We start from the raw sequence: 16045 nt of genomic DNA on the forward strand, positions 1-16045 counted from the left end.
GCTGACCGGCTGACACAAATCAACCCCTGTGGCTCAAGCCTGGTTTTCCTGATCGGTAAACAGGTCGCTGAACAGCATGCTAGACAGGTAGCGTTCACCGGAGTCCGGCAGGATCACGACGATGGTCTTGCCCTGCATTTCCGGCTTCTCGGCCAGGCGTACGGCAACCGCCATGGCTGCACCGCAGGAGATCCCGCACAGAATCCCCTCTTCCTGCATCAAGCGCCGGGCCATGGCCTTGGATTCTTCATCGGTCACCAGTTCCACACGGTCGACCATCGACAGGTCGAGGTTCTTCGGCACGAAACCGGCGCCGATGCCCTGGATCTTGTGCGGGCTGGGCTTGATCTCTTCACCGGCCAGGGCCTGGGTAATCACCGGCGACGCCATCGGCTCGACGGCCACCGACAGGATCGGCTTGCCCGCAGTGTTCTTGATATAGCGCGACACCCCGGTAAGGGTGCCGCCGGTGCCGACGCCCGCCACCAGCACGTCGACGGCGCCATCGGTGTCGTTCCAGATTTCCGGCCCGGTGGTTTTTTCGTGGATTGCGGGGTTGGCCGGGTTTTCGAACTGCGCGGGCATGAAATAACTGGCCGGGTCGCTGGCGAGGATTTCAGCGGCCTTGTCGATTGCGCCTTTCATGCCCTTGGCCGGCTCGGTCAGCACCAGCTCGGCACCGAGGGCCTTGAGCACCTTGCGCCGTTCGATACTCATGGACGCCGGCATGGTCAGCAGCAGCTTGTAGCCACGGGCGGCGGCGACAAACGCCAGGCCAATACCGGTATTGCCCGACGTCGGCTCGACAATGGTCATGCCAGGCTTTAGTTTGCCGGTGCTTTCCGCGTCCCAGATCATGTTCGCGCCGATGCGGCACTTCACCGAATAGCCGGGGTTACGCCCCTCGATCTTGGCCAGAATGGTCACGCCACGCGGTGCGACGCGGTTGATCTGAACCAGTGGCGTGTTACCGATGGAGTGCGCGTTGTCTGCAAAGATGCGGCTCATGGCGGGTCCTATTGGGCAATTTTCAGGAAGGCCACAAGGGTATGCCTCGTGTTGCAACGCGTCCAGTCAGAGGAACGTTGCAGGCCTCACCGCAGTCCACCCCCTACCTGCATGGAGAACCGCCCGATGAAACGTCGCTACAGCTGGCCACTATGGACCGCCGCCGGACTGGTGGTGGTGCTGGTCGCCCTCGACCTCGCCCTGCCTTACCTTGTGCGCAACTACTTGAATGACAAGCTCGCCGACATGGGCGACTACCGTGGCCAGGTGAGCGACGTGGACCTGGCCCTGTGGCGCGGCGCCTACCGGATCAACGGCCTGCAGATCGTCAAGGTCGACGGCAAGGTGCCCGTACCGTTCGTCAAGGCGCCGCTGATCGACCTCGCGGTGAGCTGGCATTCGCTGTGGTACGACCATGCGGTGGTGGCCCAGGTGCGCTTTATCAACCCCGAGGTGAACTTCGTCGACGGCGGCGCCAACCAGCAGGCCTCGCAGACCGGTAAGGGCACCGACTGGCGCGCGCAGTTGGGAAAACTCTTGCCGATCACCCTCGATGAAGTGCGCATCGAAGACGGCAAGGTCGCCTTTCATAACTTCAGCTCCAAACCGCCGGTGAACATCACGGCCACCTCGGTCAACGCCAGCTTCTATAACCTGACCAATGTGGTGGACGTCAAAGGCAAGCGCGATGCCCGCTTCGACGGCAAGGCCCTGCTGCAAGGCCAGGCGCCGCTGGAAGCCACCGCCACCTTTGACCCGTTGAGCAATTTCGAAAATTTCGAGTTCCGCTTCCGCGCCAAGGATTTGCAACTCAAGCGCATGAATGACTTCGCGTCGGCCTACGGCAAATTCGATTTCAAGGCCGGCACCGGCGATGTGGTGATCGAAGCCCAGGCGGAAAACGGCCAATTGCGCGGCTACATCAAGCCGCTGTTGCGGGATGTGGAAGTCTTCGACTGGCAGCAGGACGTGGAAAACAAGGACAAGAACATCTTTCGCTCAATCTGGGAGGCCGTGGTTGGCGCCAGCGAGACCGTGCTGAAGAACCAGTCCAGGAACCAATTCGCCACCCGCGTCGAACTCAGTGGCAGCGTGCATCAGCAAAATGTCAGCGCGTTCTCCGCCTTTTTGGCGATTTTGCGTAATGGTTTCATCCAGGCCTTCAACGCCCGCTACGAACAACCCAAACCCAGCGCCGACTGACCCCCACCCGACAATGACAACAACAACAACAACAACAACAACAACAAGCTCGCGCCTACGGTGACTGGCCATTCAGAGACTGAATAGCCCGTCTGCGTTCACAGTCGCCGGGGCTGCGCGGTATAGTCCGGACATTGATGAATTCGAGGAATGACCGATGAAGTTCGAAGGCACCCAGGCCTACGTTGCCACCGATGACCTGAAACTGGCCGTCAACGCTGCCATCACGCTGGAGCGTCCGCTGCTGGTCAAGGGTGAGCCCGGCACCGGCAAGACCATGCTCGCCGAGCAACTGGCCGAATCCTTTGGCGCCAAGCTGATCACCTGGCACATCAAGTCCACCACCAAGGCGCATCAGGGCCTGTATGAGTACGACGCGGTCAGCCGCCTGCGTGATTCGCAACTGGGCGTCGACAAAGTGCACGACGTGCGCAACTACCTGAAGAAAGGCAAGCTCTGGGAAGCGTTCGAGTCCGAGGAGCGGGTGATCCTGCTGATCGATGAAATCGACAAGGCCGACATCGAGTTCCCCAACGACCTGCTGCAAGAACTCGACAAGATGGAGTTCTACGTCTACGAAATCGACGAGACCATCAAGGCCAAGAAACGCCCGATCATCATCATCACCTCCAACAACGAAAAAGAGCTGCCGGACGCGTTCCTGCGCCGCTGCTTCTTCCACTACATCGCCTTCCCCGACCGCGCCACCCTGCAAAAAATCGTCGATGTGCACTACCCCGACATCAAGAAAGACCTGGTCAGCGAAGCGCTGGACGTGTTTTTCGACGTGCGCAAAGTACCGGGCCTGAAGAAAAAACCCTCCACCTCAGAACTGGTGGACTGGCTCAAGCTGCTGATGGCCGACAACATCGGCGAAGCGGTGCTGCGCGAACGCGATCCCACCAAGGCCATCCCGCCCCTGGCCGGTGCCTTGGTCAAGAACGAGCAAGACGTGCAACTGCTGGAACGTCTGGCATTCATGAGCCGTCGCGGTAATCGATAATGTTGCTCAACCTGTTCAATGAAATGCGCGCAGCCAAGGTGCCGGTGTCGGTGCGTGAACTGCTTGACCTGATCAACGCCCTGAAACAGCGCGTGACCTTCGCCGACATGGACGAGTTTTACTACTTGGCCCGGGCGATCCTGGTGAAGGACGAGCGGCATTTCGACAAGTTCGACCGCGCCTTCAGCGCCTATTTCAACGGCCTGGAAAAGCTCGACGACCACCTGCAGGCGCTGATCCCCGAAGACTGGCTGCGCAAGGAGTTCGAGCGTTCGCTGACGGATGAAGAGCGCGCGCAGATCCAGTCCCTCGGCGGCCTCGACAAACTCATAGAGGCATTCAAGAAACGCCTGGAAGAACAGAAGGAACGCCACGCCGGCGGCAATAAATGGATCGGCACCGGCGGCACCAGCCCGTTCGGTTCCGGCGGCTACAACCCGGAAGGCATTCGCGTCGGCGATGCCGGCAAGCGCCAGGGCAAGGCGGTCAAGGTCTGGGACCAGCGCGAGTACAAGAACCTCGACGATCAGGTGGAACTCGGCACGCGCAATATCAAGATCGCCCTGCGCCGCCTGCGCAAGTTCGCGCGCCAGGGCGCGGCCGAAGAGCTGGACATCGACGGCACCATCGACCACACCGCCCGCGATGCCGGGCTGCTGAACATCCAGATGCGCCCGGAGCGGCGCAACACCATCAAGCTGCTGTTGCTGTTCGACATCGGCGGTTCGATGGACGCCCATGTGAAGATCTGCGAAGAACTGTTCTCGGCCTGCAAGACCGAGTTCAAGCACTTGGAGTACTTCTACTTCCACAACTTTGTGTACGAGTCGGTGTGGAAGAACAACCAGCGCCGCACGTCGGAGCGCACCGCCACCCAGGACCTGCTGCACAAGTACGGCGCCGACTACAAAGTGATCTTTATCGGCGATGCGTCGATGGCACCCTATGAGATCACCCAGGCCGGCGGCAGCGTCGAACACTGGAACGAGGAGCCGGGGTACGTGTGGATGCAGCGCTTCATGGCCAAGTACAAGAAGCTGATCTGGATAAACCCGTATCCCAAGGACACCTGGGGCTATACCGCATCGACCGGGATCGTACGGGAATTGGTCGAGGATCAGATGTATCCGCTGACCTTGCGCGGTCTGGAAGAAGGCATGCGTTTTCTCTCCAAATGACCCGCCCTCTCCCATTCAACACAACCTCCATGTGGGAGGGGGCAAGCCCCCTCCCACAGTTCTGGTCCACAGTGTTCTCTAGCCTGTGGTGAACCGCTGCAGATACTCAAGATGCTGGCGATGCGCAGTCTCCTGCACCATCGGCGCCAGGCGCACTTTCTCTCCCGGCAAACACTGCGCCAGCCGTGCCAGCGCCAACGGCGTCAATGCACCCAGACGCGGATAACCGCCAATGGTCTGCCGGTCATTGAGCAACACGATCGGCTGCCCATCCGGCGGTACCTGGACCGCCCCCAGGGGAATGCCTTCGGAAATCAGCGCTGGGCCCTGGTACTCGAGCGGCGTGCCCAGCAAGCGCATGCCCATGCGGTCGGCGCGGCTGTCGAGGGTCCATTCGGTGTTGAAGGTATCGAACAGGCTCTGGCCGCTGAACCGGCCGATCTGCGCACCGACAATCACATCCAGTGGTGCTTTGGCCGGTAGCGCGGTCGTGCTCAGCACTTTCATCGCCCCGCCGGTACCGGAATAGCCCAACCGCCCGCCTTCGGCCAAGGGCTTGCCGAAGCCATCCAGCCCGCCCAGTTCCTCACGCACCACCGTCGAACAGCTGCCCAGCACATCAGGCGCATCAAACCCGCCCGGCGCCGCCAGGTAAGCGCGCGCGCCGCTGAACGGTTGGGTAAAGCGCAAACGCTGGCCCTTTTGCAGGATAAAACCGCGACCGGGGCTGATGGCACGCTCATCGATAGACGCGCCCAGATCCGCACCAGCCAGGGCCAGCAGGCAATATTCCTCGGCGCGCAGGGTAAACCCGCCCAGGGTGATTTCCACCACCGGCGCGTCCAGCGCATTGCCCAGCAGCCAGTTGGCCCAGGACATCGACACCCAATCCAGCGCCCCGCCCTGGGTCACGCCCAGGTGGCGCACGCCAAAGCGGCCGGCGTCCTGCAACAGGCACAGCGGGGTGCTGGCCTCAATCGTCAAGCGGCTCATGCCTGCGCCTCCAACGGCGTGTCATCGCCTCCCAGGCGGATGAATTCGGCGTGATCCACGGACTCGAAGCGCACCGTATCGCCCGGTTGCATCAGGCTGTAACCGTCGCGGTCGCGGTCGAACAGTGTGGCCGGGGTGCGGCCGATCAGGTTCCAGCCTCCTGGCGACACCGCTGGGTACGCTGCGGTTTGTCGTTCGGCGATGCCGACGCTGCCGGCGGCCACGCGTTTGCGCGGGGTGTTGAGGCGCGGCGTGGCGAGGCATTCATCCACCAGCCCCATAAAGGCAAAACCAGGGGCGAAGCCGAGGGCGAACACTGGGTATTCGTGGGCGCTGTGGCGGCGGATCACCTCGTCGACGGACAAGCCGCTGCGCTGGCTGAGCACGCTCAACTCAGGGCCGACGCTCAGGTCGTACCACACCGGCAGCACATGGTGCTGGCCGCTGCCCCGGGCCTGGGGTTGCAGGTCGGTCAGGGCCTGCTCGATCAATTCCCGCGCGTGTGCCGGGTTCAATTGGGTGAGGTCGTAATGCACCATCAGCGTGGTATAGGACGGCACCAGGTCCACCAACGCCGCACCGAATCCGCTGCGCAGGCGTTGGGTGGCGGCCAGCATCCACGGCATATTGGCTTCGGCGATCGCCTCGAACAGACGCACCATCAGGCAATCGATGGCCACCACTTCAATGCGTGGTTTCATGCGGGCTTCAAGGCCTCGCGGATGCGTTGCACCGCCGCCACCGAGCTGGCGTTGTCGCCGTGCACGCACAAGGTTTTAGCCTGCAAGACCAGCGGGCTGCCATCGCTGGCCGTCAGGGCTTCGCCACGGGAAATCGTCAGCGCTTGCTGGATGATGGTCTCGGCGTCGTGGTGCACGGCGCCGGGTAACTGGCGCGACATCAGGTGCCCCTTGTTGTCGTAGCCACGGTCGGCGAAGGCCTCGAACCACAGGATCACGCCATACTCATTGCCCAGGGCTTTGGCCGCGCTGTTGTCGCGGGTGGCCATCAGCATCAGCGGCAGGTCGCCGTACGCCGCGACGGCCTGGATCACCGCGCGCAACTGCGCGGGGTTGGACATCATGTCGTTGTACATCGCCCCGTGGGGCTTGACGTAACTGACCCGCCCGCCTTGCGCCCGGCAGATACCGTCGAGGGCGCCGATCTGGTAGTGCAACAGGTCCTGGATTTCCTCCGGCGTGTAGGCCATGGAGCGGCGGCCGAAGCCTTGCAGGTCCTGGTACGCCGGGTGTGCGCCCACTTGCACGCCGTGCTTGAGCGCCAGGCCGACGGTCTTGCGCATGATGCTCGGGTCGCCGGCATGGAAACCGCAGGCCACGTTGGCGCAATCAATGAACGGCATGACCTCGGCGTCCAGACCCATCGTCCAGTTGCCAAAGCTTTCGCCGATGTCGCAGTTCAGTAGCAGACGGCTCACGGTGGTTGCTCCTGTAGGCTCTGTTTTTTTGTAGTGTGGGATTTTTTACGCAGAACTCGCAACTTGTCCCGACACTTGGGGCCGGAGAACGAAGCATTGGCGCATGGGGATGGGCTTGCCGGCGATAGCGGTGATGACTGATGAACCGCTATCGCCGGCAAGCCAGCGCCTACAGGGGGGGCAACGGGTCTTTAGAGGCCCTTGAGGTCACGCTCTTCGATCGGCCGGCTCTGGCGCAGGCGCTTGCCGCCGAGCACCACCCAGTCAATCAGCCGGAACAGGCACTCCAGGCCGAACGACAGCAGCATCGCCCCGCCCAGGCCCCAGCCCATGGCTTCGGGGGTCAGCAGGATCTGGTAGCTGTAGCCGTTCCAGGTCTCCAGGCGGATATCCGGGTCGGCGGCCACCGCCACTTGCAGGGCGCGGATGTACCAGGGGCCTTGCATCGCCTGGAATTGCTTGTCCAAAGCCACCTGGCGATCGAGCATCGCGCCCAGGCTCTTGGCATCGCTCTGGAACACCGGGTCGTCGCTGGCGCGGTAGTGGGCCACCAGGGCCTGCAAGTCGCCGTTGAAAAACTGCTGCGCGGTGGATTCGAACCCGCGCAGGCCGGTCTGGGCCTCGATCAGGTGGGCTTCGACGCGCTTGGCGTAATCGTTGATGAACCCCGGCACTTGCACACCGACCAACAGGCCAATGGCAAACAGCACCAACCGCAGATAACTGAGCAACATGGTCGATATCCTTACTCGGTAACGCCCTGGCTGACGCATTCTCCGCGTCGCCACAGGCTCCATTGGCCCGGTTCGTAGCGGGTCCAGTTTTCGTTGTCGGTCAACGGTTCGGTGGCAATCACCGTCACCACATCATTGGGGGTGGTTTCCGCCTGAAAATCGACGATCACGTCGACATCTTTCAAGCGCGCCGGGCCAAACGGTGCGCGACGGGTGATCTGCGCCAATTTGGTCGAGCAATAGCAGAACAGCCAGTCGCCATCGCTGAGCAGGCAGTTGAACACGCCTTTGCTGCGGTATTCGGCGCAGGCGGCGATCAGGTCCGGCAGCATCCGTTCGATGTCCACCGGCTCGGGGAAGGCTTCACGCACACGGTTGAGCAGGTCGCAGAACGCCGCTTCGCTGTCGGTATCGCCGACCGGACGGTAGAAGGTGGCGCGGGGAGCGAAGTCGGCCAACTGGCCGTTGTGGGCGAAACACCAGTTGCGCCCCCACAGTTCGCGCACGAACGGGTGGGTATTGGACAGGCACACCTTGCCGACGTTGGCCTGGCGGATATGGCCGATCACCACTTCACTTTTGATGGGATAACGCTGCACCAGCAGTGCGACTTCCGATTCGCTGCTGGCGGCCGGGTCCTGGAACAGACGCAGGCCACGACCTTCGTAGAAGGCGATGCCCCAACCGTCGCGGTGGGGGCCGGTACGCCCGCCGCGCTGCATCAGCCCGGTAAAGCTGAACACGATATCGGTGGGGACGTTGGCACTCATGCCCAATAATTCACACATGCCAGGGCTCTCGATGCAGGGCAGTCAACGTTAAAGGCGCGGTTCGACCCGCATACCGCTCACCGGTGCCGGGCGACGAAACGGCTCGTCATCGTCTTCCGGCTCGGCGGCCAAGGCAGCATCGGCGGCGGCCTTGCGCTCGCGGCGGGCGTTGGCGGCGCGCTCGATGGGCCAGCGGATCAGCACAAACACGAGGTACACGCCAAACGCGATCATGGTGTACATGAACAAATCGGAAATCGCCCGCCAGGCGTTATTGCCGACCTTGAGCACCAGGTCCAGCGCCGTGATGGCCACGGCCGGCGCGAACTGGGTCTTGACCGGGTCGACGATGGTCGGGCTCAACAGCAGCACCGCCATCAACAATTGCAGCGGCTCGCGCAGCCAGCGCCAGATCCAGCGGGTCATGCGCCACCACACCAACAGGCAGCCCAAAGCGGCGAAGGCGTAAAGGCCCCAAGCGGTCAGATAGTCGTTCTCGGTCATGGTGTCCATGGCAAGGTAGGCAAACAGGCCGCTATGATAACGGCTTTTACGTGTCGCGGCTGCAATGCCTGCCACCATCCGCCAGACAGAGAGTGATCCATGCCGCCATCGACCCACATCACTGCCGCCCCGATCGCCCGCAAAGCCCCAGGCCCAGACCCCTATGCCTGGCTACAAGAGCGTGACAGCGCTGAAGTGCTCGATTACCTCAAGGCCGAAAACGCCTGGCAGGAAGCCCAGCTCGCCGACCAGGCCACACTGCGCGAAACCCTGTTCGAAGAGATCAAGGGCCGCATCCTCGAAACCGATCTGTCGCTGCCCTCCCCCTGGGGCCCGTACCTGTATTACACACGCACCACCGCCGGCGATGAGTACGCCCGCCATTACCGCTGCCGCCGCCCGGCCGATGACAGCAATCAGGTGGATGAAAGCAGCGAAGAACTGTTGCTGGACCCGAACGTGCTGGCCAATGGCGGCTTCTTCTCCCTCGGCACCTTCAGCATCAGTCCCGACCACCAGCGCCTGGCCTACAGCCTGGACACCAATGGCGAAGAGATCTACACCCTGTACGTGAAGGAATTGGCCACCGACAAGGTCAGCGAACTGGCATTCGACAACTGCGACGGCAGCATGACCTGGGCCAATGACAGCCTGACCCTGTTCTTCGGCGAACTGGACGACACCCACCGACCGCACAAGCTGCATCGCTATCGCCTCGACGGCACCGCCGCGCAGGAAGTGTTCCACGAGACCGACGGGCGTTTCTTCCTGCATTGCTACCGCTCAAGCTCCGAACACCAGTTGCTGCTGGCCCTGGGCAGCAAGACCACCAGCGAAATCTGGGCGTTGGACGCCAACCAACCGCACCTGGACTTCACCTGCCTGGCGCCACGGGTCGAAGACCATGAATACGATGTCGACCACGGCCAGCTTGACGGCGAGTGGACCTGGTTCATCCGCAGCAACCGAGACGGCATCAACTACGCGCTGTTCGTCGCCGCAGACACTGGCCATGTGCCGACCGAAGCCGACTGGCAGAACCTGATCCCCCACAGCGATGCGGTGATGCTCGACGGCGTCAGCCTGAATGCCGGCGCCATGACCTTGAGCCTGCGCATCGGCGGCCTGCCGGTGATCGAAGTGCATCCGCAAGGCGTGCCGGCCTATCGCGTGGAATTGCCTGACGCCGCCTACAGCCTCTACGTACAGAACAGCCTCGAGTTCTCCAGCGACAAGATCCGCCTGCGCTACGAAGCGCTGAACCGCCCGGCCCAGGTACGCCAGTTGGAACTGGCCAGCGGCGCACAGCAGGTGCTCAAGGAAACCCCGGTACTCGGTGTGTTCAACGCCGACGACTACATCAGCCAACGCCTGTGGGCGACCTCCGCCGATGGCACCCAGGTGCCGATCAGCCTGGTGGTCAAGCGTGACCAGCTCGGCAAACCGACGCCGCTGTACCTGTATGGCTACGGCGCCTATGGCCAGAGCCTCGACCCGTGGTTCTCCCACGCGCGCCTGAGCCTGCTGGACCGGGGCGTGGCCTTCGCCATTGCCCACGTGCGCGGCGGCGGCGAACTGGGCGAAGCCTGGTACCGCAACGGCAAGCAGGCACACAAGCAGAACACCTTCAGCGACTTTATCGCCTGTGCCGAACACCTGATTGCCCAGGGCCTGACCACCGCCAAGCAACTGGTCATCAGCGGCGGCAGCGCCGGCGGCCTGCTGATCGGCGCGGTGCTCAACCAGCGCCCGGAACTGTTCCAGGCGGCGATTGCCGAAGTGCCGTTCGTCGACGTGCTTAACACCATGCTCGATCCCGACCTGCCGCTGACCGTCACCGAATACGACGAATGGGGCAACCCTGAAGAACCCGAGGTGTATGAACGCATCAAGGCCTACGCCCCGTACGAAAACGTCAGCGCCCAGGCCTACCCGGCCACACTGGTGATCGCCGGCTACAACGACAGCCGCGTGCAGTACTGGGAAGCGGCCAAGTGGGTGGCCAAGTTGCGCGCGACCAAGACGGACGACAACCTGCTGCTGCTCAAGACCGAACTAGGGGCCGGTCACGGCGGGATGAGCGGTCGTTACCAGGGCATTCGTGACGTAGCGCTCGAATATGCCTTTGTGTTCAAGGTGCTGGGGCTGGCCCCGCAATCGTTCTAACCGCCGGGCGTTTTCGGCTTGCTGTCGTTGGGCAGCAGGCCGGGCACGGTCAGGTCCTTCGGCGGCGTCGGCAACACGATGGGCACCAGGGGCGGCGAGCCGTTCGTCTTGGGCACGGCCGGTGGGCTGACTTGCGGGTAGAGCGTCGGGGTAGGTGTACCCGGCGCACCGGGAGTTGGCGCGGGGGCGACCGGGACGGTTTGCAACTCCTGAGCCTGCGCCGCACCCAATGCGAGCGCGCCGAGCACAATGACCGTTAGAATGCTGCACTTCATCGATGGCTCCATGGCCTGACCGGAATGTCGTAAGGCTACTCCCAACCGCGCAAGAATGCCCTTCCCAATGAGATCTCCATGAAACGTTTCGTTCTGCTGGACACCACCCCGATCCCCGACAACGGCGGTGCCTTGTGCCTGTTCGAATACGGTGAAGATTTTGTCATCAAGATCCAGGGCGGTGACGGCGGCCAGTTGATGAACACGCGCATGCACGGCTCCGAAGACGCGCTGGCAGAAATTCCCTGCCGCAAAGTCGCCGGTCGTCCGGGTTCGCGGGTGCTGATCGGCGGCCTGGGCATGGGCTTCACCCTCGCCTCGGCGCTCAAGCATTTGGGCAAGACCGCCGAAGTGGTGGTGGCCGAACTGGTGCCCGGCGTCGTGGAATGGAACCGCGGGCCGCTGGGCGAAAAATCCGGCCGCCCGCTGCTGGACCCACGCACGGTGATCCGCCTGGAAGACGTGGCCAAAGTGTTGCAGGCCGAACCCCAGGGCTTCGATGCGATCATGCTCGACGTCGACAACGGCCCCGAAGGCCTCACGCAAAAGGCCAACAGTTGGCTGTACTCCGCCGGCGGCCTGGCCGCCTGCGCCAAGGCCCTGCGGCCCAAGGGCGTGCTGGCGGTGTGGTCGGCCAGCGCCGACAAGCTGTTCAGCGACAAGCTGCGCAAGGCCGGCTTCAAGGCCGAAGAAGTGCAGGTGTTCGCCCATGGCAACAAGGGCACGCGGCATACCATCTGGATTGCCGAAAAGCTCAAGGGCTAATTGCGCCACGATTGGCTAGAATCAACCTACCCGTGACCACCCAACGACAGGAGCCATGATGAGCTCGACCAACCCGCCCTCCCACACCGCCAAGCTCGACCGCATCCTCGCCGATGCCCAGCGCGACCGGGAAATGGGCTACCGCGACAAAGCCCTGAAAATGTACCCCCACGTGTGCGGCCGCTGCGCGCGTGAATTCGCCGGCAAACGCCTGAGCGAACTGACCGTGCACCACCGCAACCACAATCATGATGACAACCCCCAGGACGGCTCCAACTGGGAGCTTCTGTGCCTGTACTGCCACGACAACGAACACTCGCGCTACACCGACCAGCAGTATTTCAGCGAAGGCTCCACCAGCAGCCCGACCATTGCCAAGGCCACGCACAACCCGTTTGCGGCGTTGGCGGGGTTGATGAAGAAAGACGACTGACACCGGGTTGTGAGGGGCCTGCGGTGAAGAAGTGGCTTGTTGTGGCAGGCCGCTTCTCCACAGGCACATTGTTTCGGCCATTGCCCGTATAATCGCGGTTTTTCGCCAAGGCACCCTTCCCCGTGGGCAATAAACGCTACAGCTGCATCGGTCTGTATAACCCCAAATCCCCCGAAAACGTCGGTTCGGTCATGCGCGCCGCCGGTTGCTACGGCGTGGCCTCGGTGTTCTACACCGGCGTGCGTTACGAGCGCGCCCGGGATTTCATCACCGACACCAAGAAGGTCCATCACGACATTCCGCTGATCGGCATCGACGACCTGAAGAAGATCCTGCCCCTGGGCTGTATCCCGGTCGCCGTGGAGTTGGTCGAAGGCGCCCGCCCGCTGCCCGAATACACCCACCCCGACCGCGCGTTGTACATCTTCGGTCCTGAAGACGGTTCGCTGGATAAAGACATCCGCGACTGGTGCGAAGACGTGGTGTACATCCCGACGACCGGCTGCATGAACCTCGCCGCCACCGTCAACGTGGTGCTCTACGACCGCATGGCCAAAGGCAACAACACCCGTTCGGGCCCCAAATACTGATTATCCGGGAACATCCCGCGCCCTCAAGCAGTCAGCTACATACATTTGCCCTTGTTGGAGACAGATCATGAGCGACAGCAAAACCCTGCGACCTATCATCGAGCACGCGCCCTTTCACCCCCGCCCCACGCAGAACGTGCATGGCTGGGAACGCATCGCCTCGGTGGCCGGCGGCGCGATGATGGTGGGCAAAGGCTTGCGCCGTGGCGGGATTTTCGGGCTGATCCAGGTGGCGATCGGCGGTGTCGCGCTGGCGCGCGGCTTCACCGGGCACAGCACGCTCAAGGACAAGCTGGAACAGGGTCGCCAGGACATGAACAGCGTGCGGACCCAGATCGAGCGCACCGGTGCCGAGTTGAAGAACCTGAAGACGAAAGCGCAAGTGACGGCCGACGAGGCCACGAAAACCACTGGATGAACCCAGACGATCCAAATGTGGGGGCTTGCTCCCGATAGCAGGGTGTCAGTCACTGGATTGGTGACTGACCCACCGCTATCGGGAGCAAGTCCCCTCCCACATTCTGTTCTGCTTCAGTGCAACAGCTTGGAGTCCAGCACCACCGACGACTCGCCAATGATGCTCTCGGCCAGCTGCACGAACTCCGCGGTGGTGATGCTGTTGGTGCGCATCACCGCTTGTGCGAGGTCATCCAGGGAGCGCTTGTTGTGGGTCTTCACGCGGATCTCGCGGTCCAGCTCCTGCAACACCACCACCGCCCGTGACACCGTCGCGCCGCTGACGTGCTCGCCGCGCAGGCTGGTCACGTCCTTGCCTTCCCGGACCAACCGCGCCTGGATCGCCTGATACCGCTCATCGGTAATGCCGCCGGCACGGCGCAGCAGTTCGATGGCGTAATACTCGCCCATCCCCTCGCGGATCCAGTCACTGGTGTCGCGGTCATTGAAACGACCGATGGCCTGCACCACTTCGCGGATCAACGGGCTGCTGCCGTTTTCGCCGACCAGCGGCGTGCGGCTGTTGAGGTAGATCGAGTCGCGCGCCGAGAACGCGCCACGGCGCATCGGATCGCTGGCACCGACCACCAGCAGTTTGGCCGGATGACGCGGGAACGCAGCTTCCACCTGGGGCCAGACGAAGGTCAGCAAGGTCAGCACATCCATACGGCGCAGGGCCTGGCCCTTGGGCGACGCGACGGTCACTTCGGTCTCGCCCAGGCGCACGCGGCGGCTGCCGAGGTTGCCGGCGAGCATCCAGCCGGTGGGCCGGTCGAACAGGCGTGAGACGTTGTCGATGCGGAAGCTGTGCTTGCCGATGCGCGGCCAGGCGGTTTCGACGCTTTTCCAGCCCGCCGGCAACTCGAACACCAGGCGCGAGACCAATTCGACGCCGTCCTGCTGGTCGAGCCGTGCCGCCGGCACCAGGTCTTCACCGCGAAACAGCGCCCAGCTCGGCGTCATCCGCGTTTCATAAATGCCCGGTTTGCGCGCATGGGTGAGGCGCACACGGTAGGTCAGGCTGGCCTTGTCGGCGCCCGGTTGCCACAGGCCACGATGATCGGTGACGTGCCATTGGCCATCAGCCTTGAAATCGCTGTAGTCGCCGTTGTGGCCCAGGTCGAAGTTCAGGCTGCGCACCGCCGAACCTTGGGACAGGCTCACACGCACCTCGGCCTGATCGCTCTGGGGCAACAGCTTGACGTGATAATCCAGGTCGACCTTCTTCGCGCACCACGCAGGCATGCTCAACGCCAGCAACGCGAACGCTGCCGCCAGCTTGGGTTCCAGCCTCATACACACTCCTTGTTCAGCCTGCGCGGAAGATCAGGTAATCCTCCCAGTCTTCTTCGGGCACGCTGCCTTCGCTGAGCATGCGCCCGGACTGGGAAATACGTTCCTGGTGCACGGCGTCGCGGTCGCCGCAGACCAGATGGTGCCACAGCGGCAAATCCTTGCGTTCACTGACCAAGCGGTAGCCGCAGGTGGGTGGCAGCCATTTGAACTGGTCGGCATGCCCCGGGGTGAGCTGGATGCAGTCGGGAACCGAGGCGCGGCGGTTGGGGTAATCGGTGCACTGGCAGGTTTTCAGGTCGAGCAGTTTGCAGGCGATGCGCGTGTAATAGACGCTGTTGTCGTCCTCGTCCTCTAGCTTTTGCAGGCAGCACAGGCCGCAGCCGTCGCACAGCGACTCCCACTCATCCTGGTCGAGCTGTTCAAGGGTTTTGCGTATCCAGAAAGGTTCGACTTTGGCGGCCATGGCTCTACATCGGTATCGGTAGGTGAAAAGGCCGCCAGTCTAGTGCCCAAGGCCACTGGGGCCAAGCGCTTACGACTGGCGGTGTTACAAGACTTGTCAGTCTAGCGGGCGCGCAGTAGCTTTGAACGCCGAATTGACGATCAGGAACTGCCCATGAGCACCTCCCCCCGCGTTGCCGATTACCCGATCAACCCCCAGTTCACTGAGCGCTGGTCGCCTCGCGCCTTCACCGGCGAGAGCATCGCGCCGGAAACCCTGCTGAGCTTTTTTGAAGCCGCGCGCTGGGCGCCATCGGCCTACAATTCGCAACCCTGGCGTTTTCTCTACGCGCGCCGCGATACGCCGGACTGGGAGCGTTTCCTGGGATTGCTGAACGAATTCAACCGGAGTTGGGCGCAGCACGCGTCGGCCCTGGTGATCGTCGCCTCGAAAACCGACTTCACCGCCCCCGGCGCGACAGAGGAAACGCCAGCGCTGTGGCACACCTTCGACACCGGTTCCGCCTGGGGCCACCTGGCGCTGCAAGCCAGCCTCAGTGGCTGGTACACCCATGGCATGGCCGGCTTCGATCAGGAACTGACGCGCAAGGAGCTGAAGATTCCTGACGGTTATGCCCTGCACGCGGCCGTCGCCGTGGGCAAGCTGGGTGATAAATCGACCTTGCCGGAATACCTGCAGGCCCGCGAAACACCGAGCCCGCGCAAACCATTGAGCGAGCTGGTGTCCGAAGGCGATTTCAGCCTTTAACGCCGCGAACACCCTGGTGCTGT

Annotated in this window: 19 protein-coding genes; 9 read left to right on the forward strand and 10 right to left on the reverse strand. The window is 62.8% G+C overall.

The genetic code is table 11. The features are described 5' to 3' along the window. Positions 1–33: 33 nt before the first annotated feature. Complete coding sequence (cysK, locus tag ACLH0J_RS26040) at positions 34–1008, reverse strand: cysteine synthase A (RefSeq protein WP_411389663.1); 975 nt, start codon at positions 1006–1008, stop codon at positions 34–36. 126 nt (positions 1009–1134) lie between these two features. On the opposite strand from cysK, the gene ACLH0J_RS26045 reads away from it, so the two are divergent. The 3 genes from ACLH0J_RS26045 (at position 1135) to ACLH0J_RS26055 (ending at position 4392) form a co-directional block, all read left to right on the forward strand. Continuing rightward, positions 1135–2211 carry a DUF748 domain-containing protein gene (locus ACLH0J_RS26045; RefSeq protein ID WP_411389664.1) on the forward strand — a complete coding sequence of 359 codons (1077 nt, stop codon included), beginning with the start codon at positions 1135–1137 and terminating at the stop codon, positions 2209–2211. A 157-nt stretch (positions 2212–2368) separates the two neighbouring features. Continuing rightward, positions 2369–3214 carry an AAA family ATPase gene (locus ACLH0J_RS26050; protein ID WP_411389665.1) on the forward strand — a complete coding sequence of 282 codons (846 nt, stop codon included), beginning with the start codon at positions 2369–2371 and terminating at the stop codon, positions 3212–3214. Beyond that, positions 3214–4392 (forward strand): vWA domain-containing protein, encoded by a 1179-nt coding sequence (locus ACLH0J_RS26055; RefSeq protein ID WP_411389666.1) that lies wholly within the window; start codon positions 3214–3216, stop codon positions 4390–4392. The genes ACLH0J_RS26050 and ACLH0J_RS26055 overlap by 1 nt, the downstream gene beginning before the upstream one ends. A gap of 78 nt (positions 4393–4470) precedes the next feature. Here ACLH0J_RS26055 and ACLH0J_RS26060 read toward each other — a convergent pair whose 3' ends face one another. The 6 genes from ACLH0J_RS26060 to ACLH0J_RS26085 form a co-directional block, all read right to left on the reverse strand. Next, positions 4471–5385: a biotin-dependent carboxyltransferase family protein gene (locus ACLH0J_RS26060; protein WP_411389667.1), complete on the reverse strand. Its 915-nt coding sequence runs from the start codon at positions 5383–5385 to the stop codon at positions 4471–4473. After that, entirely contained in the window at positions 5382–6086 is a 705-nt protein-coding gene (gene pxpB / locus ACLH0J_RS26065; RefSeq protein WP_411389668.1) for a 5-oxoprolinase subunit PxpB, read from the reverse strand. The genes ACLH0J_RS26060 and pxpB overlap by 4 nt, the downstream gene beginning before the upstream one ends. Continuing rightward, on the reverse strand, positions 6083–6823 hold the full coding sequence (locus ACLH0J_RS26070) for a 5-oxoprolinase subunit PxpA (protein WP_411389669.1): 741 nt from the start codon (positions 6821–6823) through the stop codon (positions 6083–6085). The genes pxpB and ACLH0J_RS26070 overlap by 4 nt, the downstream gene beginning before the upstream one ends. A gap of 191 nt (positions 6824–7014) precedes the next feature. Further along, positions 7015–7557 (reverse strand): DUF2937 family protein, encoded by a 543-nt coding sequence (locus tag ACLH0J_RS26075; protein ID WP_024074058.1) that lies wholly within the window; start codon positions 7555–7557, stop codon positions 7015–7017. A gap of 11 nt (positions 7558–7568) precedes the next feature. Next, on the reverse strand, positions 7569–8345 hold the full coding sequence (locus ACLH0J_RS26080; protein ID WP_411389670.1) for a class II glutamine amidotransferase: 777 nt from the start codon (positions 8343–8345) through the stop codon (positions 7569–7571). 30 nt (positions 8346–8375) lie between these two features. Beyond that, positions 8376–8909: a hypothetical protein gene (locus ACLH0J_RS26085; RefSeq protein ID WP_010563725.1), complete on the reverse strand. Its 534-nt coding sequence runs from the start codon at positions 8907–8909 to the stop codon at positions 8376–8378. Between the two features lie 21 nt (positions 8910–8930). Here ACLH0J_RS26085 and ACLH0J_RS26090 point away from each other — a divergent pair, with 21 nt between their 5' ends. Next, positions 8931–10997: a S9 family peptidase gene (locus ACLH0J_RS26090; RefSeq protein WP_411389671.1), complete on the forward strand. Its 2067-nt coding sequence runs from the start codon at positions 8931–8933 to the stop codon at positions 10995–10997. Here ACLH0J_RS26090 and ACLH0J_RS26095 read toward each other — a convergent pair. Further along, positions 10994–11272, reverse strand: coding sequence for a hypothetical protein (locus ACLH0J_RS26095; RefSeq protein ID WP_411389672.1), 279 nt, complete (start codon positions 11270–11272; stop codon positions 10994–10996). The two genes, ACLH0J_RS26090 and ACLH0J_RS26095, sit on opposite strands and share 4 nt — an antisense overlap. A gap of 78 nt (positions 11273–11350) precedes the next feature. On the opposite strand from ACLH0J_RS26095, the gene ACLH0J_RS26100 reads away from it, so the two are divergent. The 4 genes from ACLH0J_RS26100 (at position 11351) to ACLH0J_RS26115 (ending at position 13478) form a co-directional block, all read left to right on the forward strand. Beyond that, entirely contained in the window at positions 11351–12037 is a 687-nt protein-coding gene (locus ACLH0J_RS26100) for a spermidine synthase (protein ID WP_046035159.1), read from the forward strand. 58 nt (positions 12038–12095) lie between these two features. Beyond that, a complete protein-coding gene (locus ACLH0J_RS26105; protein ID WP_048725827.1) occupies positions 12096–12470 on the forward strand; it encodes a YajD family HNH nuclease in 375 nt (124 codons plus the stop codon). Positions 12471–12592: 122 nt separating this feature from the next. Continuing rightward, positions 12593–13060: an RNA methyltransferase gene (locus ACLH0J_RS26110; protein WP_010563721.1), complete on the forward strand. Its 468-nt coding sequence runs from the start codon at positions 12593–12595 to the stop codon at positions 13058–13060. A gap of 67 nt (positions 13061–13127) precedes the next feature. Then, positions 13128–13478 (forward strand): DUF2892 domain-containing protein, encoded by a 351-nt coding sequence (locus tag ACLH0J_RS26115; RefSeq protein ID WP_411389673.1) that lies wholly within the window; start codon positions 13128–13130, stop codon positions 13476–13478. A gap of 113 nt (positions 13479–13591) precedes the next feature. Here the strand turns inward: ACLH0J_RS26115 and ACLH0J_RS26120 are convergent, their stop codons facing one another. Beyond that, entirely contained in the window at positions 13592–14812 is a 1221-nt protein-coding gene (locus ACLH0J_RS26120) for a hypothetical protein (RefSeq protein ID WP_411389674.1), read from the reverse strand. Between the two features lie 13 nt (positions 14813–14825). After that, positions 14826–15275 (reverse strand): YcgN family cysteine cluster protein, encoded by a 450-nt coding sequence (locus ACLH0J_RS26125; protein ID WP_411389675.1) that lies wholly within the window; start codon positions 15273–15275, stop codon positions 14826–14828. 153 nt (positions 15276–15428) lie between these two features. Between ACLH0J_RS26125 and ACLH0J_RS26130 the strand changes: the two genes are divergently transcribed. After that, positions 15429–16022: a nitroreductase family protein gene (locus tag ACLH0J_RS26130; RefSeq protein ID WP_411389676.1), complete on the forward strand. Its 594-nt coding sequence runs from the start codon at positions 15429–15431 to the stop codon at positions 16020–16022. Positions 16023–16045: the final 23 nt, after the last annotated feature.

The sequence above is a fragment of the Pseudomonas sp. MPB23 genome (genome assembly GCF_046605395.1).
Taxonomy (GTDB): domain Bacteria; phylum Pseudomonadota; class Gammaproteobacteria; order Pseudomonadales; family Pseudomonadaceae; genus Aquipseudomonas.